20 protein-coding genes, 1 tRNA gene and 1 pseudogene are annotated in these 26,976 nt (G+C 68.3%); 2 read left to right on the top strand and 20 right to left on the bottom strand.

The genetic code is table 11. The features are described 5' to 3' along the window. Nucleotides 1–178 precede the first annotated feature (178 nt). The 14 genes and pseudogenes from ACFOPH_RS00970 to ACFOPH_RS00905 form a co-directional block, all read right to left on the bottom strand. Complete coding sequence (locus tag ACFOPH_RS00970; RefSeq protein ID WP_379732898.1) at nucleotides 179–928, bottom strand: glycosyltransferase; 750 nt, start codon at nucleotides 926–928, stop codon at nucleotides 179–181. Beyond that, a complete protein-coding gene (locus tag ACFOPH_RS00965) occupies nucleotides 918–2,126 on the bottom strand; it encodes a glycosyltransferase family 4 protein (RefSeq protein WP_379732896.1) in 1,209 nt (402 codons plus the stop codon). Before ACFOPH_RS00965 ends, ACFOPH_RS00970 begins: the two co-directional genes overlap by 11 nt. After that, the gene (locus ACFOPH_RS00960; RefSeq protein WP_379732894.1) at nucleotides 2,126–3,631 is read right to left on the bottom strand and encodes an oligosaccharide flippase family protein; all 1,506 of its coding nucleotides are present in this window, start codon (nucleotides 3,629–3,631) and stop codon (nucleotides 2,126–2,128) included. Before ACFOPH_RS00960 ends, ACFOPH_RS00965 begins: the two co-directional genes overlap by 1 nt. Nucleotides 3,632–3,639: 8 nt before the next feature. Further along, nucleotides 3,640–5,148 (bottom strand): O-antigen ligase family protein, encoded by a 1,509-nt coding sequence (locus tag ACFOPH_RS00955; protein WP_379732892.1) that lies wholly within the window; start codon nucleotides 5,146–5,148, stop codon nucleotides 3,640–3,642. A gap of 13 nt (nucleotides 5,149–5,161) precedes the next feature. Next, nucleotides 5,162–5,854, bottom strand: a complete 693-nt coding sequence (epsI, locus tag ACFOPH_RS00950) for an exosortase-associated protein EpsI, B-type (protein ID WP_312554400.1) — start codon at nucleotides 5,852–5,854, stop codon at nucleotides 5,162–5,164. After that, the gene (gene xrtB, locus ACFOPH_RS00945) at nucleotides 5,851–6,786 is read right to left on the bottom strand and encodes an exosortase B (RefSeq protein ID WP_379732890.1); all 936 of its coding nucleotides are present in this window, start codon (nucleotides 6,784–6,786) and stop codon (nucleotides 5,851–5,853) included. Before xrtB ends, epsI begins: the two co-directional genes overlap by 4 nt. Continuing rightward, entirely contained in the window at nucleotides 6,787–7,680 is an 894-nt protein-coding gene (gene epsG, locus ACFOPH_RS00940; protein ID WP_379737838.1) for a chain length determinant protein tyrosine kinase EpsG, read from the bottom strand. An 8-nt stretch (nucleotides 7,681–7,688) separates the two neighbouring features. After that, nucleotides 7,689–9,098, bottom strand: a complete 1,410-nt coding sequence (gene epsF, locus ACFOPH_RS00935; RefSeq protein WP_379732888.1) for a chain length determinant protein EpsF — start codon at nucleotides 9,096–9,098, stop codon at nucleotides 7,689–7,691. Between the two features lie 139 nt (nucleotides 9,099–9,237). After that, nucleotides 9,238–9,837, bottom strand: a pseudogene (locus ACFOPH_RS00930) (polysaccharide biosynthesis/export family protein); the annotation flags it as partial. 55 nt (nucleotides 9,838–9,892) lie between these two features. Continuing rightward, a complete protein-coding gene (locus ACFOPH_RS00925) occupies nucleotides 9,893–11,017 on the bottom strand; it encodes an EpsD family peptidyl-prolyl cis-trans isomerase (RefSeq protein WP_379732886.1) in 1,125 nt (374 codons plus the stop codon). A 79-nt stretch (nucleotides 11,018–11,096) separates the two neighbouring features. Continuing rightward, entirely contained in the window at nucleotides 11,097–12,071 is a 975-nt protein-coding gene (gene fcl, locus ACFOPH_RS00920; RefSeq protein ID WP_312551884.1) for a GDP-L-fucose synthase, read from the bottom strand. A 366-nt stretch (nucleotides 12,072–12,437) separates the two neighbouring features. After that, nucleotides 12,438–13,820 (bottom strand): undecaprenyl-phosphate glucose phosphotransferase, encoded by a 1,383-nt coding sequence (locus ACFOPH_RS00915; RefSeq protein ID WP_312551886.1) that lies wholly within the window; start codon nucleotides 13,818–13,820, stop codon nucleotides 12,438–12,440. A 10-nt stretch (nucleotides 13,821–13,830) separates the two neighbouring features. Next, entirely contained in the window at nucleotides 13,831–15,039 is a 1,209-nt protein-coding gene (epsL, locus tag ACFOPH_RS00910; protein WP_312551888.1) for an XrtB/PEP-CTERM-associated polysaccharide biosynthesis outer membrane protein EpsL, read from the bottom strand. A 263-nt stretch (nucleotides 15,040–15,302) separates the two neighbouring features. Then, a complete protein-coding gene (locus ACFOPH_RS00905) occupies nucleotides 15,303–17,219 on the bottom strand; it encodes an ATP-binding cassette domain-containing protein (protein WP_312551890.1) in 1,917 nt (638 codons plus the stop codon). A 209-nt stretch (nucleotides 17,220–17,428) separates the two neighbouring features. On the opposite strand from ACFOPH_RS00905, the gene ACFOPH_RS00900 reads away from it, so the two are divergent. After that, nucleotides 17,429–17,503, top strand: a tRNA-Arg gene (locus tag ACFOPH_RS00900). A gap of 121 nt (nucleotides 17,504–17,624) precedes the next feature. Here ACFOPH_RS00900 and ACFOPH_RS00895 read toward each other — a convergent pair. Continuing rightward, nucleotides 17,625–18,089 carry a sugar-transfer associated ATP-grasp domain-containing protein gene (locus tag ACFOPH_RS00895; RefSeq protein ID WP_379732883.1) on the bottom strand — a complete coding sequence of 155 codons (465 nt, stop codon included), beginning with the start codon at nucleotides 18,087–18,089 and terminating at the stop codon, nucleotides 17,625–17,627. A gap of 20 nt (nucleotides 18,090–18,109) precedes the next feature. Then, a complete protein-coding gene (locus tag ACFOPH_RS00890) occupies nucleotides 18,110–18,673 on the bottom strand; it encodes a hypothetical protein (protein WP_379732881.1) in 564 nt (187 codons plus the stop codon). A 226-nt stretch (nucleotides 18,674–18,899) separates the two neighbouring features. Between ACFOPH_RS00890 and ACFOPH_RS00885 the strand changes: the two genes are divergently transcribed. Further along, entirely contained in the window at nucleotides 18,900–19,538 is a 639-nt protein-coding gene (locus ACFOPH_RS00885; protein WP_312551893.1) for a DedA family protein, read from the top strand. A 48-nt stretch (nucleotides 19,539–19,586) separates the two neighbouring features. Here ACFOPH_RS00885 and ACFOPH_RS00880 read toward each other — a convergent pair whose 3' ends face one another. From ACFOPH_RS00880 to ACFOPH_RS00865, 4 genes are all read right to left on the bottom strand, one after another. Next, nucleotides 19,587–20,096, bottom strand: coding sequence for a MarR family winged helix-turn-helix transcriptional regulator (locus ACFOPH_RS00880; protein WP_312551894.1), 510 nt, complete (start codon nucleotides 20,094–20,096; stop codon nucleotides 19,587–19,589). Between the two features lie 6 nt (nucleotides 20,097–20,102). Next, nucleotides 20,103–21,779: an AMP-binding protein gene (locus ACFOPH_RS00875; protein ID WP_312551895.1), complete on the bottom strand. Its 1,677-nt coding sequence runs from the start codon at nucleotides 21,777–21,779 to the stop codon at nucleotides 20,103–20,105. 89 nt (nucleotides 21,780–21,868) lie between these two features. Then, nucleotides 21,869–22,591: a response regulator gene (locus ACFOPH_RS00870; RefSeq protein ID WP_379732878.1), complete on the bottom strand. Its 723-nt coding sequence runs from the start codon at nucleotides 22,589–22,591 to the stop codon at nucleotides 21,869–21,871. Nucleotides 22,592–22,611: 20 nt separating this feature from the next. Beyond that, entirely contained in the window at nucleotides 22,612–26,877 is a 4,266-nt protein-coding gene (locus tag ACFOPH_RS00865; protein WP_379732876.1) for a two-component regulator propeller domain-containing protein, read from the bottom strand. Nucleotides 26,878–26,976: the final 99 nt, after the last annotated feature.

The following is a 26,976-nucleotide window of genomic DNA, read 5'->3' as shown; positions in this document are numbered from 1 at the left end:
TGATGTTACCTCACCAAGAAATTGAACAGAGGCAACTTTTTTCCCAAAAACATCCTTTTTTTGTTTGCACCGCAGAAATCCAACGCCGAAACATTAAGCTTGTTTTATCTGCATTTTCACTCCTATAACAAGCGTGTTGTGTTCGCAAAGACGTTCCATTACGTTCGTTTCCACATAGTCAAGCAAGGCGCAGCGCGCCCATGCGTTTCAGGTAGCGCAGGCAATAGATCGTGAACGCCAGCGGCGCCTTGCCCATGTAGCGGCGCCGCACCGCGAACTCTTCCCGCCGCGCCAGGATCTTGTTGGCCGAAGAGGCGCTGCCGGGGTGTTCCCGGAACACCGTCAGCGGCCGTTCGATCTGCACCGGCGCCATGCGCTCGCCCAGGCGCAACCAGAGGTCGATGTCCATCGCATAGCGCAGGCGCTCGTCGAACATGCCGACCTGGGCGAAAACCGCGCGCCGCAGGAACACCGCCGGATGCGCGATCGCCGCCCGCCCCGCGGCATAGGCGCGGTAGCTGAACGGATGCATCGGATGCGGCGCCAGCAGGTGGCCGTCCTTCAGCACCTGTACCTGGCCGACCACCCAGGCGGCGCCGGTCTCGTCGAAGCAGCGCGCCACCTGTTTCAGCACGTCGGGCGCGGCGTAGTAGTCGTCCGAGTGCAGGTGGGCGACGAATTCGCCGCGCGCCGCCAGGATGCCCTGGTTCATGGCGCGGCTGATGCCGCCGCCGACGTCGCGCAGTACGCGTTTCGGCAGCGGATGGGCATCGACCAGCGCGAGCGTGCCGTCGACCGAGCCGCCGTCGACGAAGACGTGCTCGATGTCGCGGCAGGATTGGGCGCGCACCGAGGCCAGCGTGTCGGGAAGCAGGGCGGCGCTGTTCCAGGTGCAGGTGACGATCGAGAAGCGCGGTTCATTCGGCATACAGGTCGACCAGGCGTGGAAGGATGAGGTTGGCGTCGGCGCCGAAAGCGGCGGGGAGCTGCGCCCGCCGGGGAGCGACGGCGAGTTGGGCGCGCAGCCTTTCCACCAGTTCCGGCATCGTGTCGGCCAGCTGCAGCTGGCCCGGATAGAGTTCGTAGGCGCACAGTTCCGGCGTGCCGCCGCGCGCCAGCGCCAGGCAGGGCCGGCCCAGCGCCAGCGCCTCCAGCACGGTGGTGCTGCAGGCCTCCTCGCAGACCGAGGGCACGACGCACAGGTGGGCGCCGGCGGCCAGGGCCAGCGCCTCCGGGTAATCCTGCCAGCCGAGGAAACGCACTTGCCGCCCGGCGTAGCGTTTCGCCAGCGCGGCGCGTTCCGGGCCGTCGCCGGCGACCACCACCTGCGCGCCTTCCGGCAGGCGCCCGGCGCAGGCGCGCAAGAACTCGCCGAAACCCTTGCCGGCGTCGACACGGCCGACCAGCGCCACCTGCCCTGCCCTGGGCGCCGGTGCGGCCGCGGCGACGGCCGCCAGGCGCGGGTAGTCGACGAAGTTCGGGATCACCCGGCAGCGCGACAGGTCGGCATGCGGCACGGCGCGCAGGAACTGGCGCTGCAGGAAGTGCGAGACGAACACGGTCTTGTGCAAGGCAAAGGCGCGCGCGCTGTCCTGGCGGTAGCCGTGCACGGCAATCGCGGTCACCGTCCTGCGCAAGGTGCCGGCGCTGGCGCAGATGCAGGCCGAGCAGTCGTGCGGCGCCACCGTGGTGCATACCGCGCCCTCGCGAAAACGCAGGTGGGTCAGGCATTCGCTGCCCTGGTCGTGGCGGGTCTGGACGTAATTCAGGCGGGCAGCCACGTGCAGGCCGACCATGGGCAGGTGGCCGTGGTAATGCACGACGTCGGCATTGCCGGCATGGCGGTCGATGGCGGCGCCGACCTTGCGCGCAAAGAAGGGCCGCTTGAGCGGATTGAAGACGCCGAGCTGGCGTTCCTTCCAGCCGGGATGGGCATAGTCGAAGCCGGGCACGAATTCGCCCCCGAAGCCGATCTGGCCGGCGGCGCCTGCGCCGCGGTCGTTGCGGCCGAGGATGCGTACCGCGTGCCCGCGCGCCAGCAGCGCGTTGCCGAGCGTGACCACGTGCTTGCCCAGGCCGCCGATCTGCTCGCCCGGCAAGTCTTCCGACACCAGCAGGATACGCACTAGCCTCCCCCCAGCGCCTTGACGCGCGCCCAGGCCCAGCGCCGGTCGTCGCGCTCGACCACGAACAGCATGCCCGCCAGCCCCAGCAGGGCCAGCGTGGATACGAGGATCAGCGCGAAGTCGAGCGCGCCGCGGTGGAACCAGTGCTCGGCCAGGCTCGCTGCCAGCGCCACCCCGGCCGCCCCCATCATGCCGGGCAGGTAGGCCCGGGTGCACAGGCGCAGCAGCGAGGTCGGCACCGTGCGCCCATGCACGTAGGCCAGGAAAGCCAGCGTGAACAGGACCGATGCGCCCAGGTGGCCCCAGGCCGCGCCGGCGATGCCCCAGCCCGCGACGCCCACGTAGACGATCAGGACGCCGGCCAGCGCCCGCGTCACCGCGAACAGGCCGGTCACGCGCGGATGCCCCATGCCGTCGTTGACCAGCGACGGCAGGCTGGTGAGCGAATCGACGAACTGCGACAGCGCCATCAGCGCCAGCACGACGGCGCCGTTGCGCGCGAACTGCTCGTCCATCCAGTAGGCCAGCAGCGGGTAGGCGAACACGGCCAGCAGCACCAGCATGGCCGCGTTCAGGTAGACCACGTAGCGGGTCGCCTTCAGGTAGGCGTGGTCGAGGCGCGCCAGTTCGCCGCCGGCGGCCAGCATGCTTGCCGCCGGAAAGAACACGCTCGACAGGCGAAATGTCAGGCCGAGCACCCGGTTGGCGAGCGTGGCGGCGACCGTGAAATAGGCCAGCCCGGTGACGCCGACCAGGGCGCCGATGATCAGTTTGTCGGCATGCGCATAGGACAGCGCGGCAAAGCGCGACAGGAAGGAATAGGCCGAGAAACCGAGGATGCCGGAGCGCAGGCTCGGTTGCGGCCAGCGCCAGCGCAGGTGCGGCAACAGCAGCCGGATGCCGCGCCACAGCACCAGGCAATGCAGGGCGCTGGCCAGCACCCGCAGCGCGATGACCTCGACCAGGCCATGTCCCAACATCAGCACGCCGACGGTGGCCAGGGGCACCAGCGTGCCGAACACCATCTCCAGGCGCGCCGACACGTCGAAGCGCATCAGGGCCTGGGGCACGCTGTTCAGGTAGCTTTGCAACTGGCCGAAGAAGAAGCCGAGCGCCGCCCATTGCAGACTGGCCACCGCCTCGCCGGTCAGGCGCGGCGGCACCGTAAACACGTCGGCGACAAAGAAGTGCGCACCGAAGAACAGGCCAAGGCCGCCAACGACACCGATCAGCGCGTAGATTGCGCTGCCGAAGCACAGCGTTTCGGCGATGCGCTCGGGCTCGGCGCGCGCATGCTGGGCCGCGATGTACTTCACCGAGCCGGCGGTGACGTTGATGTCGATGACGGCGAAGTAGCCGACGATGGCGGTGACCAGCGCATACACGCCGTAGTTGGCTTCGCCCAGGCCGGCCACGATCAGGGGAACGGTGGCCAGCGCCGCCAGCGCCGGCACCGCGGCGCCGAGCAGGTTCGACCAGGCATTGCGGAACAGGCGCAGTTCCATGATGCTGTTCAAGCCGGCAACGGATACGCGCGCAAGCGCCGGCGCGGCGCGCGCACGGGCGCTTGCGCGGCGGCACTGGCCGCCAGCGCCACGTAGGGCAAGGCCATGGCGAAGGCCAGCATCTGCGTGGTGCGCACCTGGGGAAAGGGCGTACCGATCAGTACGTCGGGGATCATGAAGGCCAGCGCGGCGGCGCCGGCCGTTCCCAGCGGCAGCAGCTCGGGCGGCAGCGTGCGCAGGGCGCGCCGCGCGGCGACCACGAAGGCGCAGATGGTGCCGGCCAGCAGCGCGATCCCGGGCAGGCCGCACTTGAGGGCGACGTGCAAGACGCCGCTGTGCAGGAACAGTCCGCCGTCCGGGTTGGCCTGCCAGGTGATCTGCTCGTAGCCCGAATAGCGCCCCCAGGAACCGATCCCGGTGAAGGGCCGCGCCAGGATGTCGCCCAGCACCAGCTTGAGTTCGAGCACGCGCTCGCTCTCGGGGCCGAAGCGGCCCGACTGCATGTCGTAGAACAGGCCGCTGCCGCCACGGGTCTGGCCGAGCCGGCGCAGGGCGGCGTAGGCGAGCGCCGAGCCGACCAGCGGCAGCGCGACCAGCGCCAGCTGCACCCGGCGCCGCAGCGGAAAGCGCAGCATCAGGACGGCAAAACCGAGCATGAAGCCGAACCAGGCGCTGCGCCGGTAGGACAGGACGATGCAGGCGGCGGTCGCGGCCAGCGTCAGCCACTCGAGCACGCGCCAGAACGTGGCGCGGCGCACCTGGGCCGCCTGGAACAGCTGCACGGCGGCGATCGCAAAGGCGAGCATGCACAGCAGGCTGTCGTTGATGTCGAAGAAGGTCAGGCGGATCCGGATCGCGTTCATATTCGCGTAGATATTGTTCGGATCACCGCCAAAGGCCGCCCAACGCCCCAGGCCGAACAACGCGCGCCCCAGCCCGGCAAGCATGACGAAACGCGCCAGCTCGACCGCATGCTCACGCGTACGAAAGGACAGCAGCACCAGCCCGATCAGCGGACCCATCCAGACGATGTTCGAGAAACCGGACGGGGCCAGCGCGTCCTTGATCTCGACGCCGGCGAGGAAGGCGGCGCCGGCGTGCGCCGCCAGCAGCACGGCCCAGCCCCAGAACCAGGGGCGCAGGTTGCAGGGCGGCGCTGCCGCCGGCATCCCGTCGCGCCGCCCGCCCTGCCCTCCGGCCTGGCCTGTCGTCGGCCCCATCGCCTGCCCGAAGCCGGCCGCCACGCGCGCGCAGCACCAGGCGCCGAGCACGTACCACAGCACCAGCGGGAAGAACAGCATGCCGGAACCGCGGCTGTAGACGCCGGGCGAGGCGAACACGGACAGGCTGCCGTAGCTGGTCGAGTTCATCCAGAAGAAGATGCACAGGTAGGGATAGACCAGCAGGCGCGGCCACACCATCCCGCATCCGATGCCGAGCACCGCGAGCACGGCCAGCAGCACGACGACGATGAAGGGCAGCGAGGTGAACAGGTACTGCAGCAGGGTATCGCTCATCGCAGCCAACCGGTCAGGTCGCGGGGTCCTGGGCGCCGATCAGGCGCGCGCGGTCGGGGGCGGCAAGCGCGTCCAGCAGCTCGGTCACGAAGCGGTCCTGCAGCGCGTAGGCGCCGGCTTCGTCGGTGCCGATGCTCGACACGCGCACCAGCATGCCGTCCGGGATCTCGCCCGACAGGCCATAGGCCAGGCGCCGCAGTTTTTGCTCGATGCCGGAGCGGGTCGCCTTGTCGCCGATCGTGATCCAGTAGGTGATCGGCTCGTTGCGCTGCTGCTGGCGCGCCACCAGGCGCTTGACCGGCAGCGCACCATACGGCGTGGCCAGGCTGCCGGCGCCGTCGCGCACCAGCTGGAAGCCCTGGGCCACGTAGCAGACCTCGGGCAGGTGCAGCTGCAATGCCTTGCTCTGGTCGCCGCCGTAGGCGATCGACAGCATCACGCGCCGCCCGGTGCCGTCGATGTAGGTGCGCGACAGGGTCTGGTCGTAGAGCTTGCGCAACAGCCCCTGCTGCTCGGGGTCGGGCGTGAGCGGCACCACGCTGGGATCGACCCGCCAGGCGCCGAAGCGTTGCGGGATCATGGTCTCGAGCCGGAACGGCGCCTGCGCCTGCGCCACCCTGACGGTGGGCGTGAGCGCGCCGGTCAGGGCCGAGGTGCCGGCCATCGCCGCGCCGAGCAGCACGCTGGCGAGGAAGCGCCGGTTCATGCCGCCTCCCCCGGCGGCCGGCGGCGTCCGGCATACCATTGCAGGCTGGAGTCCACCGCCAGGATCAGGACCAGGGCGGTCAGGAACAGCACCATGCCGGCAAAGCCGTGCAGGAAGCCCTGGCCGGCGGCGTCGCCCAGGTAGTAGGTGACCAGGGTCAGCACGATCACGCGGATCACGTTGGCCGAGAGCGAAATCGGGATGATCAGGATGGCGAGGCCGATGTTGCGGAAGGCCGAGGGGTGGCGCATCAGGTTCAGGTAGAACAGGCCGAGCGCTTCGAGCGTGAGCAGGGTTTGCAGGCCGGCGCAGGCGTCCGCCACCAGCAGCTGGTACTGGCCGATCTGCAGGATCACGCCGGAGCGCGCGATCGGGTAGCCCGCCGCGAACAGGATGTGTTCGGTGGCCCAGGACACCGCCATCTTCATCGGCATGGTGACGACGGCCACGAATTCGCTCGGCAGCGGCACCATGAACAGCATGAAGAAGAACGGGAACCACAGCACGTGCAAGGCGCGACTGCCCAGCTTGGCCAGCACGATCGCCGCCAGCACCACGATGATGGAGCCGATCTCGAACATCAGGATGTGCTGCGAACGTCCCAGCAGGTGCAGCGCGAGGCCGAGGGCCAGCAGCGGCCACCCCATCCAGCTTGGCCTGGCCGGCGCGGCCTGCACTTCCGGCCACTTGCGGTAGATCAGCCACAAGGCCAGGCCGAAGATCATCGGCCCGTGCGCCTGCTCCTCGCCGATCCACGCGCCGGTGAACAGCGACACCATGGTGGGCAGGAACAGCGCGGCCAGCCCGAGCATCACCGGCCACCACTCGGGCAGCGCGGCGCGCAGTGCGGCACGCAGGCCGGAGCGCAGGGGCGCGCCCGCCGCGCCGGATGCGGCCTGCGGCGAAGGACCGGGGCGCACCTGGGCCGTCATTCAGAACTCCATCACGACGGCGCCGACGACCTCGGCGCCGCCTTCGGCCAGTTGCTCGGCCATGCGGGCGAGCTGGGCCACCCGGGTGTGGTCCTTGCGCACCGCCAGCAGCACGCCGCCGGCCCGGCCGGCCACCGCCAGCGCGTCGGCGCCGGCGCCGAACGGCGCCAGGTCGTAGAGCACGACGTCGTAGCGGCCCGCCAGCGAGGCATCGAGGACGAGGAAGGTGTCGCGGCTGAGCAGCTCCTGCGGATTCGGCGGCAACGTCCCGGCCGGCAGCACCGACAGGTCGACAAAACCGGGCACGCGCACCACGACGTCGAGGTCGGCACGCCCGGCCAGCAGGTCGGACAAACCCTGGCGCGGACGCAATCCGAACACCTCGTGCTGGCGCGGCGTACGCAGGTTGGTGTCGACCAGCAAAGTCTGTTCGCCGAGCTGGGAAAACACCACGGCCAGGTTGGCCGCGAACAGCGCGGCGCCGTCCTCGGGATCGGCGCCGAGCACGCCGAGCGCGCGCCGGCCACGCGCGAACCAGCGCAGCATCAGCTGGCTGCGGATTGCGCGCAGCGCTTCGACCTGGGGCGAGAACGGATCGTAGGCAGCCAGCAGCCGCGGCGACAGCTGCGCCTGCCCTTTCGGCAGGTAGGGATAGGCGAACTGGCGCGCCAGCGCCTGCTGGACGTCGTCTTCGCTTACCAGGCCCAGGCGCACAGCGGCCTCGCCGAAGCGGATCCCGAGGTCCTTCTGCATGCGCAGCGCACGCTCGGCGCCTTCCGGCGTGAGTTTGCCGGCACCCTGCAGCAGCGTGCCCATGTTCGATTCGGCGGCGTCGGCCGATTCGGCCAGCTCGGCCGAATCGGCCGGCAGCGACGACAGGATCGGTGAATTCATGGAGCCTCCTAGTTCAGGCGCAGCAGGCGGCGCGGCGCCATCAACGCACGCAGGGCGCCGCGCGGACGCGCCGCTTGCCAGGCAATCGTGCCGAGCACGGGAATACCGAGCAACTCCTGGACATCGGCACTGGAGCGCACCGGGCGGTTGAGCAGTTCGAGCAGCAACGCCGCACCGACCCCGAGCACGGTACCGAGCAACACCGCCACCAGGGTATTGAGCAGTACCCGCGGGCCGGAGGGCTCGCTCGGCGCCACCGCCGGATTGAGTACGGCGATGTCGGACTGTTCGGACTGGGCCTCGATGCGGGTCTGCGAGAAACGCTGGCTGGCGGCGTCGAAAGCGCGCTGGGCGCTGTCGAGGTCCTTCAGCAGCACGCCGAGCTCGTCGCGGGTGCGGTTCAGCTCGAGCACGCGCGTCTTCTGCGCCGCCAGCGCCGCCCGCAATTCCTCCTCGCGCTGGCGCAGCACCTGGGCATTGCCGCCGACGCTGCGCGACACCGTGGCCAGCGCCGCGTTCAGGTCGGCGCGCATCTTGCCCACTTCGGCGCTGGCGGCCTGCCAGGTCGGGTGGTTGCGGCCGTAGCGCGACGCGCTGTCGGCCAGCTTGGCCTCGGCCGCGGACAACGCCACGCGCAGGTTCTGGATCAGGGGATTGTTGGTCACGTCCGGCGACTGGGCGTTGCCGCTCCCGGCCATGCGCTCGCGCGAGGTCGCTTCCAGCGCCATCGCCTGGGCCGCCACCAGTTGCGAGGACAGGTCGTTCAGGCGCGCCAGCTCGACGTCGACACGGTTGTTGTCGAGGCTGACGATGCCCTTTTCCTGCTGGTACTTCGAGAGGCGCGCCTGCGCCGTCTCGACGTTGTCGCGCAGCTGTCGGGTCTGTTCGTTGAAGTAGGCCGAGGCCTTCTTCATCGGGTCGGTCTTCAGGCGCACGCTGGCGTTCTGGTATTCCTCGGCGAAGGCGTTCGCCACCGCCGCCGCGAAGCCCGGGTCGGCGCCCTTGAAGCTGATCTCCACCACGCTCGACTCGCGCGAAGGCTTGATGTCGAGCTTGCGCAGCAGCAGGTCGGCGAGCCAGTCGCGCACGCTGCCGCGTCCCTCGGTCGCGTCCTGGAACTGGGCGATGACGGTCGGGTTGGTCGCCAGGCGCAGGCGATCGACCACGCGCAGCGCCACGTTCTTGCTGCTGATGATGTCGATCTGGGTCGCCATGTAGCCGGGCAGCAATTGACCGGGCATGGTCAGCCCGGTCAGCGGATCGACGCCCTTGTAGTTCAACAGCACCGAGGTGGTCGCGGTATAGGTCTTGCTCTGGACCAGGCTCCAGCCCAGCGCCAGCAGGATCGTGGCCAGCAGCGTCGACAGGATGAGCTTCCGACGGGCGCGCAGCAGCAGGAAGAACTGATGCAGGTTCATGGCGGGCTCCGGTTCGTCGTGCTCGATTGCCTAGAACCAGCTCTCGCGCACCGTGATGACGTCGTCGACCTGGACCGGGTCGCTGGCGCGCGCTGCCGCGCGGGGTCAGTCCTCCGCCTGCCGAAATGGCCTGCTGCACCGTCATGCCGCGCTCGAGGCGGAAGGCGCCGGGCCGCTGCACTTCGCCGGTGACGTAGGCGCGCGGCGCCCGCTCGACGTAGATGATGTCGCCGCCGGCCACCTCGTAGTCCTTGTCCAGCTCGCCCTTGCGCACCATGTCGACGACGTCGATGGTTTCGCGCGTGGTCTTGCCGTCGCGCGTGCGCACCAGGCTGATCAGGTCGCCGCCATCGGCGTTGACGCCGCCGGCCATCGCCAGCAGGTCGAGCACCTTGCGCCGCCCTTCGACCGGGTAGCGCCCCGGGCGGTTGACCTGGCCCAGCACCGACACCTGCTGGCTGGCCAGGGTCGTGATGATCATGTTGACCTCGGCTTTTTTCAGGTAGCCGCCCTTCTCCAGCAGCTTGCCGATCTTCTTCTCGGCGGCGGCCACCGACAGGCCGCCGACGCCGACCTGTCCCAGCAGCGGGAAAGTGATGGCGCCGCTTTCGCTGACGCGCGTCTCGATCGACAGGTCGGGACTGCCGTAGACCGACAAACGCACCACGTCGCCCGGTCCGAGCAGGACTTCGGCGGCGCCGGCAACCCCGGCGCCTACCGCCAGCACGGCCGCCGCCATCCAGTGTGCAAGTGGTTTCATCGTCCGTTCTCCTGTCGCCATCGATGGTAAGGATTCATTTCAGGCCGGCGACGCCGCGGTCGACCGCGGCATGGTCGGGCGCGCCTTCGGCGTCGCTGGTGGCCTGGGTGCTGGCCGGTGCGTTGGCCGGTGCTTTGGCCAGGGTGCTGGCCGAGGGGCTGGCCGCGGGGCTGGCTGAGGGGCTAGCCGATGCAAGGCCGGCGCCTTCCTGCCCGGGTTCCGCCGCGGCGCCCTGCTGTCCGTGCGCCGCCCCGGCGCCCTGCCCTGCCGCCGGCCCGCCCGGCTCTCCGGGCGCATCCGCGGCCGGTGCCGTCATGCTGGCCGGCGCCGCCTGCGCGCCGAGCGCCAGGTCCTTGTTCAGGTATTCGATCCTGGCCTGCTGGCGCAGGCGTGCAACCTCGGCGGCGGCCAGTTCCTTGCTCTTGCTGTTCATCAGGTATTTTTCGATCTGGGGCCCTGCTACCTCCAGCGACACGGGCGCTTCGCGCACTTCGGCGACCGCCAGCAGCATGGCCCGCTCGCCCTCGCGCACGCTGAACAGCTGGCCCTTCGGCATCCCCAGCAGTTTCTTCGACAGCTCGGGGTTGAGCTCGGACGTGCTGCGCGTGACCTCGGCCCGCCCGTACTTGACCTGGCGGGCGTCCAGCCACACCGCCACCTCCTCCAGCGAACGGGCGGCATCGGCGGCGGCGCGCGCCTCCGGCGTCAGGTCCTTCGCGGCCAGGACCAGCTGGTCCATCCGGAACTGCTTGCGGTTGGAGAAGAATTCGGGATGCTTGTTGAAATACTCTTCGACCTCGGCCGGCGTGGGACGCGCGAGGTTGGCCAGGCGCCTCTGCATGTAGGCCTGGGCGACGATCAGCGAACGTGCCCTTTCGATCGCCTGCAACACCTTGGGGTCGCGGTCGAGCTTTTCCTGCACCGCCGCATGCTCGAGCAGCTGGCGGTCGATCAGCGCCTGCAGCAGCTGCTTGCTCGCTTCCTGCTGGCGCGAGGCCGGCACGCCGGCACGCTGGATTTCCTCGTTCAGCTGGAGCACCGTGATTTCCTCGCCGTTCACACTGGCGAGGGCCTGGCCGGGCTTCGATTCCTTGGCGCCCTCGCCGCATCCGGCCAGCGCCGCCGCCAGCGCCGCTGCCAATACGGTTGCGGCCCTCATCGATCCCGCGCCTACCTGGTACACGTTCTTCAAGATCGCTCCTTGTGGGTGATGCGCAGTTCAGGCTGTGCGCCGCCGTTCAGGCCGCCGCCTCGGTTGTTTCGGCCTGGAGGAAAGCTGCGTGGGCGCGCCGCAGGCCTTCCGGCAAGGGCGTGCTGGCGCGCCAGCCCAGCGCATGCAGCTTGGAGACGTCGAGCAGCTTGCGCGGCGTGCCGTCCGGACGACTGCTGTCGAAGACGATGCGCCCGCCATAGCCAACCACCTCGCCCACCAGCCGGGCCAGTTCGGCGATGCTGACGTCGACGCCGGCCCCGACGTTGATATGCGAATGCATCGGGTCCGTGATGTCGGCATACACCGCGGGCGCCAGCTCCATTACGTGCACGCTGGCGGCGGCCATGTCGTCGACGTAGAGGAATTCGCGCATCGGCTTGCCGCTGCCCCAAATGACCACCTCCGGTACGCCTTGCGTCTTCGCTTCGTGAAAGCGCCGGATCATGGCCGGGATCACGTGGCTGTTCTCGGGGTGATAGTTGTCGCCCGGCCCATACAGGTTGGTCGGCATGACGCTGCGGTAATCCGTGCCGTACTGGCGGTTGTAGCTTTCGCACAGCTTGATGCCGGCGATCTTGGCGATCGCATACGGCTCGTTGGTCGGCTCCAGCGCGCCGGACATCAGATAGTCCTCGCGGATCGGCTGCTGGGCCAGGCGCGGGTAGATGCAGGACGAACCGAGGAACAGCAGTTTCCTGATGCCGGCGCGCCAGGCTTCGTGGACGACATTGGTTTCCACCAGCAGATTGTCGTAGATGAATTCCGCCGGGTAGGTGTTGTTCGCATGGATGCCGCCGACCCGCGCCGCCGCCAGGTAGACCTGGTCGATGCGTTCGGCGCGGAAGAATGCGCGCACCTGCGCCTGGTCCGTCAGCTCCAGCTCGTCGTGGGTGCGGGTGACGATGTGTGCGTAGCCGCGGGCGCGCAGCGCGCGGACGATGGCCGAGCCGACCAGGCCGCGGTGGCCGGCGACGTAGATGCGAGAATCCGGATTATTCAAGCTTCCCTCCCATGCGGATGCGCCTGCGTGATCGATGCGGCGGCGCCATTGCCCACCACCGCGAAGCGCGTGCGGTCGGGCAGAACGCCGTTGCAAGCGTACCTGTCACACGCAGCACATTCCTTGACTAGAATCGAAGCACGCACAGGCCAAAAACCGAACCTGAAACCTCTTCCGTGGTCTCGCGCCCTGAGTAGGTATGCGGGTCTTGCCGACGCTCCAGTTCTCGCTATGCAGGGCCGCTTCTGTCCCGGGGCATCCGCCACGCGCGAACGCCGGTTCTCAGCCTCACGCAATCCGGCCAGGCTGGCAAGCGCCCTCACCCGCCCATGACGGTCGGTTTAAGCCAGGCTTCAGCGATTCGTCTCAGAAGGCGTTCTCACGCGTCAAAACGACCTTCACTGTCTTTAAAATGATCCACAGGTCCAGCCAGAGCGACCAGTTGCGCAGGTAGTCGAGGTCGTAGGCGATGCGCGCTTCCATCTTGTCCAGCGTCGCCGTCTCGCCGCGCAGTCCGTTCACCTGGGCCCAGCCGGTGATGCCCGGCTTGACCTTGTGGCGCAACATGTAGCCCTTGATCAGTTTCCGGTACTGCTCGTTGTGCGCGACCGCATGTGGCCGCGGCCCGACGATGCTCATGCGACCCTGCAGCACGTTGACGAACTGCGGCAGTTCGTCGAGCGACGTGCGGCGCAGGAAGCCGCCGATCGGCGTCACGCGGCCGTCGTCGCGGCGCGCCTGGACGATGTCGCCGCCGTCGTCGAGCACGTGCATCGAGCGGAACTTGTAGACCCAGATTTCCTCGCCATACAGCCCGTAGCGGCGCTGCTTGAAAATGACCGGGCCGGGCGAGGTCCACTTCACCGTCAGCCCGATAGCCAGCATCAGCGGGGCCAGCGCCAGCAGGATCGCACTGGCGAGCGCGATGTCGCTGGCGCGCTTGATCATGCCGTTCAGGCCCATGAAGGGCGTCTCGCGGATCGCGATCACCGGCATGCCGCCGACGTTGTCGAAGCGCGCCTGCATCAGGTCGAAGACGTAGACGTCGGGCAGGAAGTAGATCGACGCCGTGGTGTCCTGCAGCTCGTCGATCAGGCGCCGGATGCGCGGCTGGGCCGACAACGGCTGGCTGATGAAGATGAGCTTGATGTTGTGGGCGCGTACGTGCTGGCTCAGCTCGGACATCTTGCCCAGCATCGGGTGGCGCAGCCCGGTCGGATGACGCTCGCCGGCACGGTCGTCGAAGAAGCCGCGTACCTGCATGAAGAGGTTCGGGTGCCGGTCGCAGATGGTGGCGAACTTGAGACCCACGTCGTTGGCGCCGACCACCACCACCGAGCGCACTTCGCGGCTGCGATCGGGCCTGCCGGCCGCCAGCCGTACCGCGATGTGGCTGGCCAGCAGGGTCGCGGGCGCGGCGATGGCCCAGGCCAGCAGCACGCGTTCGTCGTAATAGTATTTCAGGCCGCTGGCCGAGCCGAGGAAGTACAGTACCCCGATGGTCAGGCACCAGCCGAAGACGATGTCGCGCGCATAGGCCAGCATGCGCCCGCTGCGCCAGGTACGGTAGGGATCGATATGCTGGTAGACGGCCGACGAGATGAAGAAGGCCAGGATCATCAGGACCAGCGCGTAGCCCGAGAACGGCTGCCCGAACGCCAGCGACGACACGTACAGGGACCCCATGATGATCAGCGGATCAAGCACGCGCTGGAAAAACGAGATGATCGGGATGTCGTTGACCGTCATCGCTGGGTCTTCAGAACTGTCCGCTGGCGTCGATGGCGAAGATGTTGGACGTGAACTTGCCGATCCCGAGCGCGGGCGAGCCGGTGCGGGCCTGGTAGATGTATGCCGCCGACAAGGTGATTTTCTGCCGCACCGTCCAGGTCGCCTTGAGGCTGGCGCTGCGCAGCGCGTCGTCCAGCGTGCCGCCCGGCGTGCCCGGCGGGCTGGCGCCGGCACGCGGCTCGTAGTCGCGCTTCTCGTAGCTGGCGTCCGCTTCCACCCTGAGCTTGGCGCTGGCATCCCAGGTCGCGCCGGCGCTGACGCCCTTGTTCAACGTGTAGCTGACGGTGTAGCTCTCGATCGGCGCGAAGTCGCGCCATACCGAGGCCCGGTAGCGGATCTTCCCGGTCGGCTCGTGCAGCACCGTGGCGCGGCCGTTGACGCCGCTGGTGCGCCCGGAGCCATAGGACGGCTGCTCGCGGCGCGCATAGCCGGCCAGCGCCTGCAGCGTGGTGGCGCCGCTCAGCTTCCAGTCGACCCGCGCCTTCAGTTCGTCCTGGGTGAAGTCGTCGGTCAGGGTGCTAAGCGAAAACGGACGCCGGTTCGGATAATCGCCCTCGATGCGGCGCAGCACCAGGCCCACCGCGCTGCCGCTGGACGCCAGGTAGCGCCCTTCGAGCTCGACGACGTCTTCGGTCCGGTCGTTGTACGCCTGGGCGGCCAATTCGTATTCGAACTTGTCGCGCGAGAGCGCCAGGCGTGCTTCCCAGCGCGGGTGGAGTTTCCAGCCGCCCTCGAAGAAGCCGCGGCGTTGCTCGCGCAGGTTGCGCTCGTCGCTGCGAAAGTCGGTGTACGGCGCCAGCGTGCGCGCATAGCTGCCGCCGAGCCGGCCTTCGAAACGGTTGCCGACCTGCCAGTACCAGGTGCCCTGGATGTCGCGGCCGTCGTAGTCGAGCTGGCGGAAATGGTCGAACTCGACTTTCGACAGCTTGGCATGGGCACTGAAGCGCTGGCGGCTGATCGTGCGGTCGTAGACGGCGCCGGCCTCCAGCGTCGTCCACGAGTCCGAGCGCTGGTTGTCGAAGGCCGGCTGGTCATCGGGGATGCGCAGCAGGTTGTCGTCGCGTGCCCAGCCGATACGGCCGTAGAGGTCGAGCGCCGTGCCGGGGACGGCGAGTGCGGGAGCGCAGACGAGCGCGCCGGCCAGGAACACCGGCGGATGCAGGCGAAGTCGCGACATGTCCTTGGTCATATCGAAAGCGCTGGCTCGATGGGGAACCGCGCCGCTGCGGGCGAAGCGCCGGCGGCGCGCGCGTGCGGGACGGCGCGCGGGCGCTACGCAAAATGCACGCAACATGCACGCAAGGTGCACGGTTCCGGCGCGGACCGGAGCAGCGGCGATCCGAAACGCCAAAGCCGATACTGACGAAAACCGCAAGCCTCGATCTGTGCTGGATCAACGCGACCGGGGTTGTCCCGGCCGCGTTACGGACCATGACGCGCTCAGGCGTCGCCGCGGGCGCGTGCCTCGATCTGTTCCCAGCGCTCGAGCGCCTCGAGCAGCTGGTCCTCGATCTCGCTGTAGCGGGCGTTGATGCGGCGCGCATCGGCCGGATTGGTCTTGTAGAAGTCGGGAGCGTTCAGCTGGGCCGTGATGGCCGACTGCTCGTCCTCGAGCGAGGCGATGAGCTTGGGCAGCTCTTCCAGCTCGCGCTGCTCCTTGTAGCTGAGCTTCACCTTCTTGGCCGGCGCAGCCGCCTCGACTGCGGCCTCGGCAGGCTTGACCGGCGCGGCCTTGGACGCGGCAGGCGCCTGCTTCGGCTCGTTCGCCTTGACGCGCTCCCAGTCGCTGTAGCCGCCGACGTATTCGCGCCACAGTCCCTGCCCTTCCGCGACGATCACCTGGGTTACCACGTTATCGAGGAAGGTACGGTCGTGGCTGACCAGGAACACGGTGCCGCTGTAGTCTTCCAGCAGCTCTTCCAGCAGTTCCAGGGTGTCGATGTCGAGGTCGTTGGTCGGTTCGTCCAGCACCAGGCAGTTGGCCGGCTTGGCGAACAGGCGCGCCAGCAACAGGCGGTTGCGTTCGCCGCCGGAGAGCGACTTGACCGGCGAGCGGGCGCGCTCGGGCGCGAACAGGAAGTCGCTGAGGTAGGTCATGACGTGCTTGCGCTGACCATTGATCTCGACCCAGTCGCTGCCCGGCGCGATGGTATCGGCCAGGCTGGCTTCCTCGTTGAGCTGGGCGCGCATCTGGTCGAAGTAGGCCACGTTCAGTTTGGTGCCGAGGCGGGTGGTGCCGCTGTCGGCCTTTTCCTCGCCCAGGATGATCTTCAGCAGCGTGGTCTTGCCGGCGCCGTTCGGACCGATCAGGCCGACCTTGTCGCCACGCAGGATCGTGCCGGTGAAGTTGCTGATGATGACTTTCTCGCCGAAGCTCTTCGACACGTTGTCGAGTTCCGCGACGATCTTGCCCGAGCGCTCGCCGGTCGCCACGTCGAGCTTGATCTGGCCTTGCGTCTCGCGGCGTGCCTGGCGTTGCAGGCGCAGCGCCTCCAGGCGCCGGACCCGGCCTTCGTCGCGGGTGCGGCGCGCCTGCACGCCCTTGCGGATCCACACTTCTTCCTGCGCCAGGAACTTGTCGAACTTCGCGTTCTCGACTTCCTCGTTGGCCAGCAGCTCGCGCTTGCGCTCCTGGTAGGTCGAGAAATTACCCGGGAAGGACAAGAGCTTGCCGCGGTCGAGCTCGATGATGCGGGTGGCCACGTTGTCGAGGAAGCTGCGGTCGTGGGTGATGAACAGCACCGAACCGCGGAACTCGCGCAGCAAGCCTTCCAGCCACATGATCGACTTGAAGTCGAGGTGGTTGGTCGGTTCGTCGAGCAGCAGCACGTCCGGCGCCGAAACCAGGGCCACCGCCAGCGCGACGCGCTTCTGCATGCCGCCCGACAACGTGCCCATCTTCGCTTCGCGCGCCAGGCCCAGGCGGTCGAGCGTGGTGTCGACCTTGTTGGCCAGGTTCCAGCCATCGGTGGCGTCGAGCTTGCCCTGCAGCACGTGCATGCGCTCCATCAGCGCCTCGTCATTGCCCTGGCCGAACTGGCCGGTCAGCGCCTCGTACTCGGCCAGCATCGCCTGCTGCTCGCCCATGCCGGCGGCCACGGCGTCGAACACGGTCGACTCCGGGTCGAACACCGGTTCCTGCTCGACGTAGGCGATCTTGAGGCCCTGCTGCATGACGAGCAGGCCGTCGTCCAGTTTCGAACGGCCGGAAATAATCTTGAGCAGGGAAGACTTGCCGGTGCCGTTACGGCCAATCAAGCCGACGCGTTCGCCGGCTTCGAGGGAAAAATCCGCGTGATCGAGCAGCGCGACGTGACCGAACGCAAGTTGCGCGGACGTGAGGGAAATGACAGCCATATTCTGTATGCGGCCCGCCCGGGGTCGCGTCGACACCGGGCGCGGCGGAAAATTGAGTGAACGAAGCACCCATTGTACCGACTGCGGCGCATACACTTCCAATGATGCCGCTTTCCTCGGCTATAATTGCGTTCGGTTCACGATACCGGCCTGCCGCGCGCAGGGTCCGCTCGCCGAACCACGGTGCCGCCCTGCGCGGCACAGGTGTCCTCCCCGTAGCACAATGGATAGTGCACATGCCTCCTAAGCGTGGGATACTGGTTCGATTCCAGTCGGGGGGACCAAACTCTTCTCCTGCCAGGCCGCCGCCGGGCGGCACCTCGGTTCAGGTACGGTCCCTGGGCGCCTACGACATTCCCGCGAACGCCCTTCGCCCCGAGCGACCTCGGGGCGCCAAGTCCTGCTTCAGAAACCTTGACTCCAAGGCCCATTGCGAACCAGCAAACGGCGCAGGAAATTGCGCGGTGCCGGTTCGCGCATCAGTTTCCACCAGGTGGCGTCGGCAATGCCGCGTCCGGAAGCGAGCTGGAGCACGTCGACGTCGCCGCCGGAATTGACCTCCATGGTTTGCGGCCCTTGGTCCGTGAAGGCGATGTCCCATGACTGGTATTTGATACCTGGGAACAATGGCGCAGCCGCGATGCACATCTCCTTGGCCTGCTGCCAGTCGGGCACGGCGCAACCGATGATCTGCTCGCCGGTATCGGGATGCGCGGGGATGGTTTCCAGTCCCATGTTTTTCTTCCCGATTACGTTCGAGATGATGCCGGTGTCGATATCGATCGCGCCCAGCAGGTTGCCCGAGGCACCATGCTGGAAGTTGTCGATCATGTTCTGCCCCACGGGAATGCGCAGGACGGCGCGGTGCACGATGGGTCCGCTATTGCTCATCAGGACGACCACCCGCGCCGTGGCCAGCCGCGGACCGAAGCGCAGGGCGATCTCGGGTGTGGACGCGCCGCCACCTGGAGCAGGATGCCTTCCTTGCCGAGCCAGCGCTCGAAATACTCCTTGACCGCCACCGTCTTGCCGTTACGAAGCCGCAGCATGCCATCCTCGAAAGCCTCGACCCAGACCGAGCCGGCGCCGGCATTGCCGGCGATCGGCTTCATGAAAATAGGAAAATCAACCTGCGTCGCGAGATAGGCTGCGACTTCGTCCACCGAGCGCAGAGAAATGGCACCAGGGAAATTACGCGTTGGGTGACCAATTGCCTTAATTTCCGGAAATGGAAATTGATGAAACCGCAAAATACCATAGGTAATAAGTTTATCTAGGGTAAGGTATTGTGCTCGCAGATCATTATTCGTATTGATGGCGGTACCGGAATTTTCCCCGAGAAACGCGGATTTCTCTTCCCAAGATAAGCCTTCCAACTTGTACATCGCATATTCGGCCGATGTCAGGCGGTTGGGTGGGCGGCGTAGTTGCGCCATTTCAATTTGTCGTTTCATTTTCGTCTGGATCCGGAAAGCACTGTTCTTAATAAATATTCATGCTAATCCAAGGTATTCACTTTTGTCCATACGAATACCAATATCCAACTGAACAGGAAATATATTTGGTCACCTATAAACTCTTCGGATAGCAGACCAAATAGCGTCAAGCGTGCCCTGCCGAACATAAAGGCGCCACCGTCCCGGTTACGATGTCCGGACTACCGGCAGACAGGATGGCCCCATGTTCGAATTCATCACTGAATTTCTCGAGAAAAGCGGCTACCTCGGCGTGTTCGCGCTGATGGCGCTCGAAAATATCTTTCCGCCGATTCCGTCGGAGATGATCATGCCCTTCGCCGGCTTCGTTGCCGCGCGCGGCGACCTGAACGTGGTCGGCGTGCTGATCGCCGGCACGGCCGGCTCGGTCGTGGGCGCCCTGCCCTGGTATTACGCGGCCAAGGTGTATGGTTGCGAGCGGCTGCGGAAACTGGCCGACCGCAAGGCACGCTGGCTGACGCTCAACTCGGAAGACATCGACAAGTCGCTCGATGCCTTCCGCAAGCATGGCCGCAAGGCGGTGCTGTTCGGGCGCCTGGTGCCGGCGGTGCGCACACTGATCTCGGTCCCGGCGGGCCTGTCGAACATGTCGCTCGGCCAGTTCTTGCTGTACTCGAGCGTCGGTTCGCTGGCCTGGACCGGGCTGCTGACTGCCGCCGGCTATCTGCTCGAGGATAATTACAAGGAAGTCTCGAAGTACATCGATCCGGTGTCGAAAGTGATCTTCGGCATCCTGCTGGCCTGGTACATCTACCGGGTGATCACCTACAAGCCAGCGGCCAAGGAAGCATCCACGCCACGCAAGGAGCACGAGCGCGGCTAAGCCGCAGCCAGCCGCAGCAAAGATACGGCCCGGCATACGGCCCGGCGGCTAGGCCCTGCCCCGCCCGTCCAGGCCCGCCTTCATGCCGTCCAGGAGCCCGATCAGGCGCTCCTTGTCCTCGGCGGGCACATGCCCCAGCAATTCCTCGACCCAGCCTTCGTGCACCTTCGCCATCGCCGCGAAGGCGTCGCGGCCGGCCGGGGTGAGCCTGACGGCAAAGGCGCGCTTGTCCTGGGGATCGGGCACGCGCGCGACCAGGCCCTCGCGTTCGAGCTGGTCGGTGATGCCGGTGATGTTGCCGCCGGTGACCATCATGCGCCGCGACAGCTCGCCCATGCGCAAGCCGTCCGGATGGCGCTCGAGCTGGGCCATCAGGTCGAAACGCGGCAGGGTGATGCCGAAACCGGCGCGCAGGCGCGTACGAATCTCGTTCTCGATGCGCACGGTGCAAGAGAGCATGCGCAGCCACAGCTTGAGCGACTGGTGGTGGTCCCCGGTCAGGCGCGTTGCCAGGTCGAGCGCGTCGCGCTGGTCGTCTTCCCCTTCGAAATCCTGCATCCTGGTCTAAAGCGCTTCGGCGCGTAGTTTGAACCTCTGCAGTTTACCGGTTTCGGTGCGCGGCAGCGATGCGCGGAACACGATCCGGCGCGGATACTTGTAGGGCGCGATCTGGGTCTTGGCGAACGCCTGCAGTTCGGCCGCCAGCGCATCGCCCGGCGCGTGGCCGCCGCGTACGACGACATGGGCCTCGACCACCTGCCCGCGCTCCTCGTCCGGGCGGCCGATGACGGCGCATTCGGCCACTGCCGGATGACGCAGCAGCGCCTCCTCGACCTCGACGCCGGCGATGTTGTAGCCGGCCGAGATGATCATGTCGTCGAGGCGCGAACGATAGTAGAAATAACCGTCGCCATCCATTTCGTAGGCGTCGCCGGTAAGGTTCCAGCCATCCTGCACATAGTCGCGCTGGCGCGGATCGGCGAGGTAGCGGCAACCGGTCGGCCCTTTCACCGCCAGGCGCCCGATCACGCCCGGCCCGAGCGGCTCGCCGTCCTCGCCGAGGATGCAGGCGCGGTAGCCGGGCACCGGCTTGCCGGTGGCGCCGGGCCGGATGGCGTCGCCGGCGGCCGAAATAAAGATGTGCAGCATTTCGGTGGCGCCGATGCCGTCGATCATGGCCAGGCCGGTCGCCTCCTGCCAGGCGTCGCGCGTGGCCAGCGGCAGCGCTTCGCCGGCCGAGACGCTGCGGCTCAGGCTGGACAGGTCGAAGCGGGAAGCCAGCTGGGCCATCTGGCGGTAGAAGGTGGGCGCGGTGAAGCAGACCGTGGCGCGGTGCCGCGCAATCGCATCGAGCAGGGTCTCGGGCGTGAGCTTTTCGATTACCACGCCGGCCGCGCCCACCCGCAGCGGGAACAGCAGCAATCCGCCCAGGCCGAAGGTAAAGGCCAGCGGCGGCGTGCCGATGAAGACGTCGTCGATGGTCGAACGCAGCGTATGCACCGGGAAGCAGTCGCAGATCGCCAGCACGTCGCGGTGGAAGTGCATGGTGCCCTTCGGGATGCCGGTGGTGCCCGAGGTGAAGCTGATCAGGCAGACGTCGTCGGCGGCGGTGTCGACCGCCTCGAACGGCTGGTCGTGACGCGCCATCAACGCTTCAAGGGAGGCCGGATCGGCCGGGCCGGCGGGGTCGCCATGCGCGTGGTCGGGCAGATCGAACAGCGTCACCGGCGGGCAGGCCGCGCCCGGCGTTTCGCGCAGCGCGTCGATCTCGGTGCGCAGCGAGGCGGCGCACAGCACCGCGTCCACCCGCGCCTTGTCGACGATCGCACCGAGTTCGCGCGCCCGCAGCAGCGGCATGGTGGGCAGCGCGATGCAGCCCGCCTTGAACACGGCCAGGATGGCGGCGGCCATGGTCGGGCAGTTGGCGCCGCGCAGCAGCACGCGGTTGCCGGGAACCAGTTGCAGGTCGCGCCGCAGGACGTGGGCGATGCGGTCGACCCGCGCGGCCAGCGCGGCGTAACTGAGGCGCTCGCGGGCGCCGACCAGGGCGGTGCGTTCGCCCCAGCCGCGCGCCAGCGCCGCGTCCACCAGCTCGGCAGCGCAATTGATGCGCCGCGGGTAGTGCAAGGAAGGAAGTTCGAACAGGAATTCCGGCCACTCGTCAGGCGGCGGGAGATGGTCGCGGGCGAACCCGTCGACGTGCGAGGAAGGACTCAATGCTGCGGCGTGCGAGCTTGTCATGGTCGTCCCGAAAGTGGTGTCAGCCGACTATCCGGGAGATACTTTAAATCTAAACAATCTGCTCGACAAGCGAATTGTCGGGGCCGCGTTCAGGTGCTTGCGCGTTCTCCGGTGCGCTCGAGCTGGCGCCGCACCAGCGTAGCGGCTTCGTGCAGCCCCGCGCCGATGGGCTCCGGCGCCAGCATGCCCTGGGCGCGCGCCAGGCATGCCGCCGCGGCGTGCAGGCCAAGGGTGCTGCAGCCCTCGCCCAGGCGCGCCAGGCGTGCCCGCGCGCCCTCGGCATCGCCGGGGACCAGCCAGGCGCCGAGACTGGCGGCGGCATCGCGCAGCTGGCGCTCCAGGCCGCCGAGGTAGAGCTGCAGGCGCGCCAGGTCGATGCCGAGCCGGCGCGCGCTCTCGTCCAGGGTTTCGTCAGGCGCCAGCGCCGCCAGGTGCGGGCGCAGTTGCTCGACCCGGAACGGCTTGACGACGTAGCCGTCGGCGCCGAGCGCGGCGGCCTCGCCCATCGTCTCGGCGTCGTTCGCGGCCGAGACCAGCACGAAGGGCGTGGCGCGCAATGCCGGATCGGCCTTCACGCGCCCCAGCAATTCGGTGCCCGACAGGTGCGGCATGCGCAGGTCGCAGAACACCAGCGCCGGCCGCAGGCCGGCCTCGAGCTGGCGCCAGGCGTCTGCGCCGTCCTCCGCCTCCAGGATGTCGTAGCGCCCGCAACTGTCCACCAGGTGCATCAGCATCATGCGCGAGACCACATCGTCGTCGACCACCAGCACCTGCATCGCCCCTCCCAGGCATTTATTGCTTTGAATAAACATTATACATTGTTAGCAAAAAATCAGGCCGGCGAAATGATATCGAAGGCCTCGAGCAAGGTTTCCAGACGCGGCAGGCCGGCGGCCAGCTCGTCGCGGCGGCCGGCGTCGGCGGCCTTCTCCAGCTGCGCGCACAGGACCGCCAGTTCGACGGCGCCCAGGTGGGCGGCGCTGCCGCGCAGGCCGTGTAGCACGCGGCCGCAGGCATCGTCGTCGCCGGCGTCGAGGGCGGCGCGCAGGTCGGCGCGGCGGCGCGGCAGGTCGGCGGCAAAGGCGGCGCGCAGGCGCGCCTGGAAGGCGGCGGCGCGCGGCGCCGGCGTGGGCGCGGCCGTGGGCGCCACACCGAACATGGCATCGAGTTCGGCCGTGGTCGGCGTGGAGATCGGCGTGGGCGCAGGCATGGGCGCGGCCAGCGGGGGCGCGGCGGGCATCGGCGGCAGCGCGATCCCGCGCCCCAGCTGGCGCTCGATCGCCAGGCTCAGTTGCTGGTGCAGCGCCGCCTCGTCGATCGGCTTGGCCAGGAAGCCGTCCATGCCGCAGGCCAGGTAGCGGTCGCGGTCCTCGTCGCTGGCATTGGCCGTGAGCGCGACGATCATCAGCTGCGGGTCCAGCACCGGCGCATCGAACGTGCCGCCGGCGCGGATCAGGCGCGTGGCGGTGGCGCCATCGATCTCGGGCATGCGCCCGTCCATCAGCACGATGTCGAAGCGCGTGCGGGCGCAGGCCGCCACCGCCAGCGCGCCGTTCTCGACGACCTCGATCTCGTGGCCCATGTCCTCGACCAGCATGCGGGCGATGATCTGGTTGGTGGCGAAGTCCTCGGCGCACAGGACGCGCAGGCGGTGGCTGTGCGGCAGGCGCGGCGCAACTTGCGGGCGGCTCGGCTCGGCGCCTTCCGGCAAGGGCAGCACGAAACTGAAGGTGCTGCCCTTGCCCTGCTCGCTGCGCGCCTCGATGGCGCCGCCCATCAGCTCGACCAGCTGGCGGCAGATCGCCAGCCCCAGGCCGGTGCCGCCGTAGCGGCGCGTGGTGGTGGCGTCGGCCTGCTCGAATTTCTGGAACAGGCGCGGCAGCGCGTCGGGCGCGATGCCGATGCCGGTGTCGTGCACCGAAAAACGGATCATGTGCATGCCCTTGCGCGTCGCCGGCGGCTGGTCCTCGTCGCGGCGCTCGACGTGCAGGCTGACCTGTCCGGCCGGCGTGAACTTGAAGGCGTTGCCGACCAGGTTGACCAGCACCTGGCGCAGGCGGGTCGGATCGCCCACCACGAAGCGCGGCAGGTCCGGCGCCAGCGCGATGGCGAAGCCCACGCTGTGCGCCGCGGCCTGCTCCTCGAACAGGGCGGCGACATTGCCGATCGCCGCGTCGAGCGCGAAGTCGATGTTCTCGATCGTCAGCTTGCCGGCCTCGATCTTCGAGAAGTCGAGCAGGTCGTTGATGATCGCCAGCAGCGACTGCGCATTCGCCTGGCCGCGCTCGATCTGCTCGCGGGTGGACTCGCGCAGCCGGCCGTCGCGCAGCGCGAAGCCGAGCATGCCGATCACGCCCGCCAGCGGGGTGCGCATCTCGTGGCTCATGTTGGCCAGGAACTCGGACTTCTGGCGCGCCGCGTCTTCCGCGCGGCGTGCGGCCAGCTGCAGGCGCTGCTCGTTCTCGTGCAGCGCCTGGTTGGCGTCGGCCAGCTCGAGGGTATTGCGGCGCACCTCCTGCTCGCGCGCGCGCAGTTCCTCGGTCTGGCGTTCGAGCAGGCGGTTCTGCAGCGCGATCTCCTCGGTGCGGCTGCTGACCAGGCGCTCCAGGCGCAGCTGCTGGCGGCGCAGGCGGCGCGTGCGCAGGCGGTAGCCGCCGATGGCGACGCTGGCGAGGAACGCCAGCGCGGTGACGCGGAACCACCAGGTGCCCCACACCGGCGGCTCGATCGTGATCGTCAAGGTGGCCGGGGTCTCGCTCCAGACCCCGTCCTTGTTCGCCGCGCGCACCCGGAACACGTACTGGCCGGGGTCGAGGTTGGTATAGGTGGCGAAGCGCTTGCCGGCGTCGGCGTTGACCCACTGCCGGTCGAAGCCCTCCAGCTTGTAGGCGAAACGGTTGCGCTTGGGCGCCGCGTAATGCAGGGCCGAGAATTCGATCGAGAACACCGAGTGCTTCGACGACAGCGTGATCGCGCGCATCTCCTCCACCGGTCCGTCGAGCAGCTCCGGCCAGGCCTGCTGCACCGGGCGGTTGAAGATCTGGAAGCCGGTGATGACGGCGCGCGGGGCGATGCGGTTGTAGCGCAGCGCGCGCGGATCGAAGGCGGTGATGCCGTTGAAGCCGCCGAAATACAGGGTCCCGTCGGGCGCGCGCGCGGCCGAGGCGTCGAAGTAGGCGCCGTCGATGGTGCCGTCGGCCGCCATGTAGCTGCGCCAGGTGCCGCTGGCGGGATCGAAGCGCGACAGGCCGTTGGTGGTGCTGACCCAGATCGCGCCGTCCTCGTCCTCGAGCATGGCGGCCACGGCGTCGTCGACCAGGCCATCGCGCATGGTGTAGCGCACGAAGCTGACCGAGCCGTCGGCGGCCGTCACCATCTTGTTCAGGCCGACCGCAGTGCCGACCCAGACGTTGCCGACGCGGTCTTCCATCAGGTAGTGGACCTCGTCGTTGCTGATGCTGGTCGGATCGTACTGGTCGTGGCGGAAATGGCGGAAGCGCCCGCTGGCGCGGTCGAGCAGGTCGAGGCCGTGGAAGGTGCCGACCCACAGCCGGCCGCGCCGGTCTTCCAGCACCGGGCGCACCGTGTTGTCGGACAGGCTGGCCTGGCGCGCCGGATCGTGGCGGTAGCTGACGAGGCGGCGCGTGGCCGGGTCCAGCATGTGCAGGCCGCCGCGGGTGGCGATCCAGAGCATGCCGTCGCGCCCCAGGAACATCGCGCGCACCGTGTTCGCATTGGACTCGCCCGGCACCAGCACCTGGCGCACGAAGCGGCCGCTCTTCGGGTCGAAGCTGGTGATGCCGGTGCGCCCGCCGATCCACACCAGGCCCTGGCGGTCGCGCACGACCGCGTTCACGGCGGCGTCGATCAGGCTGTTCGGATTGCCCGGTTCGTGGCGCCAGATGCGGTTCGGCGCGCTCGATGCGGGATCGTACAACTGCAGGCTGGTGGTGGCGGCAAGCCAGATCTTGCCGTTGCCGTCGTTCTCGATGCCCTTGACGCGGTTGTCGGCGCTGACCGCGCCGTCGCGCTCGCGCACGATGCGCGCGAAGCCGCCGCTGCCCAGGTCCACCCGCGACACGCCGGCATACCAGGTGCCGACCCAGAAGGTGCCGACGCGGTCGCGGTACAGGGCGGCGATGTGGTTGTCGGCCAGGCTGTGGCTGTCGGTGATGACCTGGCGGTGGGCCTCGAAGCGCGCGCGCGCGGCGTCCCAGCGGTACAGCCCCTCGTCGTGCGCGCCGACCCAGACCTGGCCCACGGCATCCTCGTAGAGCGCGCTGATCCAGGCGCGCGGGATACCGTCGTCCGGCCCGAAGTAGCGGCGCCGGCCGGCGTCCGGTCCGGCCAGCGACATGCGCTCCAGCCCGCCCAGGGACCCGATCCACAGCGCGCCGGCGCCATCGAGCAGCAGCGCCTGCACGGCATCGCGCCGGCCCTGGGGGCCGCTGCGGTGATGCGCGAACCGCCCGCTCGCGGGCGCGAAGCTGTCGACGCCGGCAGCGGTGCCGACCCACAGCCGGCCCGTGCGGTCGAGCGCGAGCGAGGTGATGTCGTCGCTGGCCAGGCTGTCGGGGTCGCCCGGCACGTGGTGCCAGGTCGTGAAGCTGCCGCTGGCGATGTCGAAGTGCTGCAAGCCGTCGCCGGTGCCGATCCACAGGCCGCCCTTGCCGTCGTCGACGATGGCGCGCACGTGGCGGTTGCCGTTGCCGCGCCGTGCCGGCTCGTCCGGCAGGAAGTGCTGGAAAGCCTGGGCCGCGGCATCGTAGCGCGCCAGGCCACCGTCGGTGCCGATCCAGAGCCGGCGCTGCGGGTCGACGTGCAGCACCCGCACCCAGTTGCTGGCCAGGGTGGTCGGATCGCCGACGGCGTTGCGGAAGTTGACGAAGCGGTAGCCGTCGAAGCGCGACAGGCCGTTCTGGGTACCGAACCACATGAAGCCGTCGGCATCCTGGGCCATGGCCAGCACCGACTCCTGGGCCAGGCCATCGTCGACGCTGAGGTGCTCGAAGCGCAGCGTGGGCGCGGGCGCGGCGCCGGCCGGCATGACGAACCCGCCGGCCAGCGCCAGCAGCAGGACGAACAGCAGCGCCTTCATGCCCGCGTCACCGCTCCCGCCGCTCCCGCCGCTGCTTGGGCGAACGGGAATGCGGCAAGGCGCGCTGGCTGCGCACCTTGCCTGATCAACATCGCTCCG

This window comes from Massilia haematophila, from assembly GCF_042647645.1.
GTDB lineage: Bacteria > Pseudomonadota > Gammaproteobacteria > Burkholderiales > Burkholderiaceae_D > Telluria > Telluria haematophila.
Note: the sequence above shows the minus strand (reverse complement) of the source record. Positions and strands in the feature narration are given on the sequence as shown.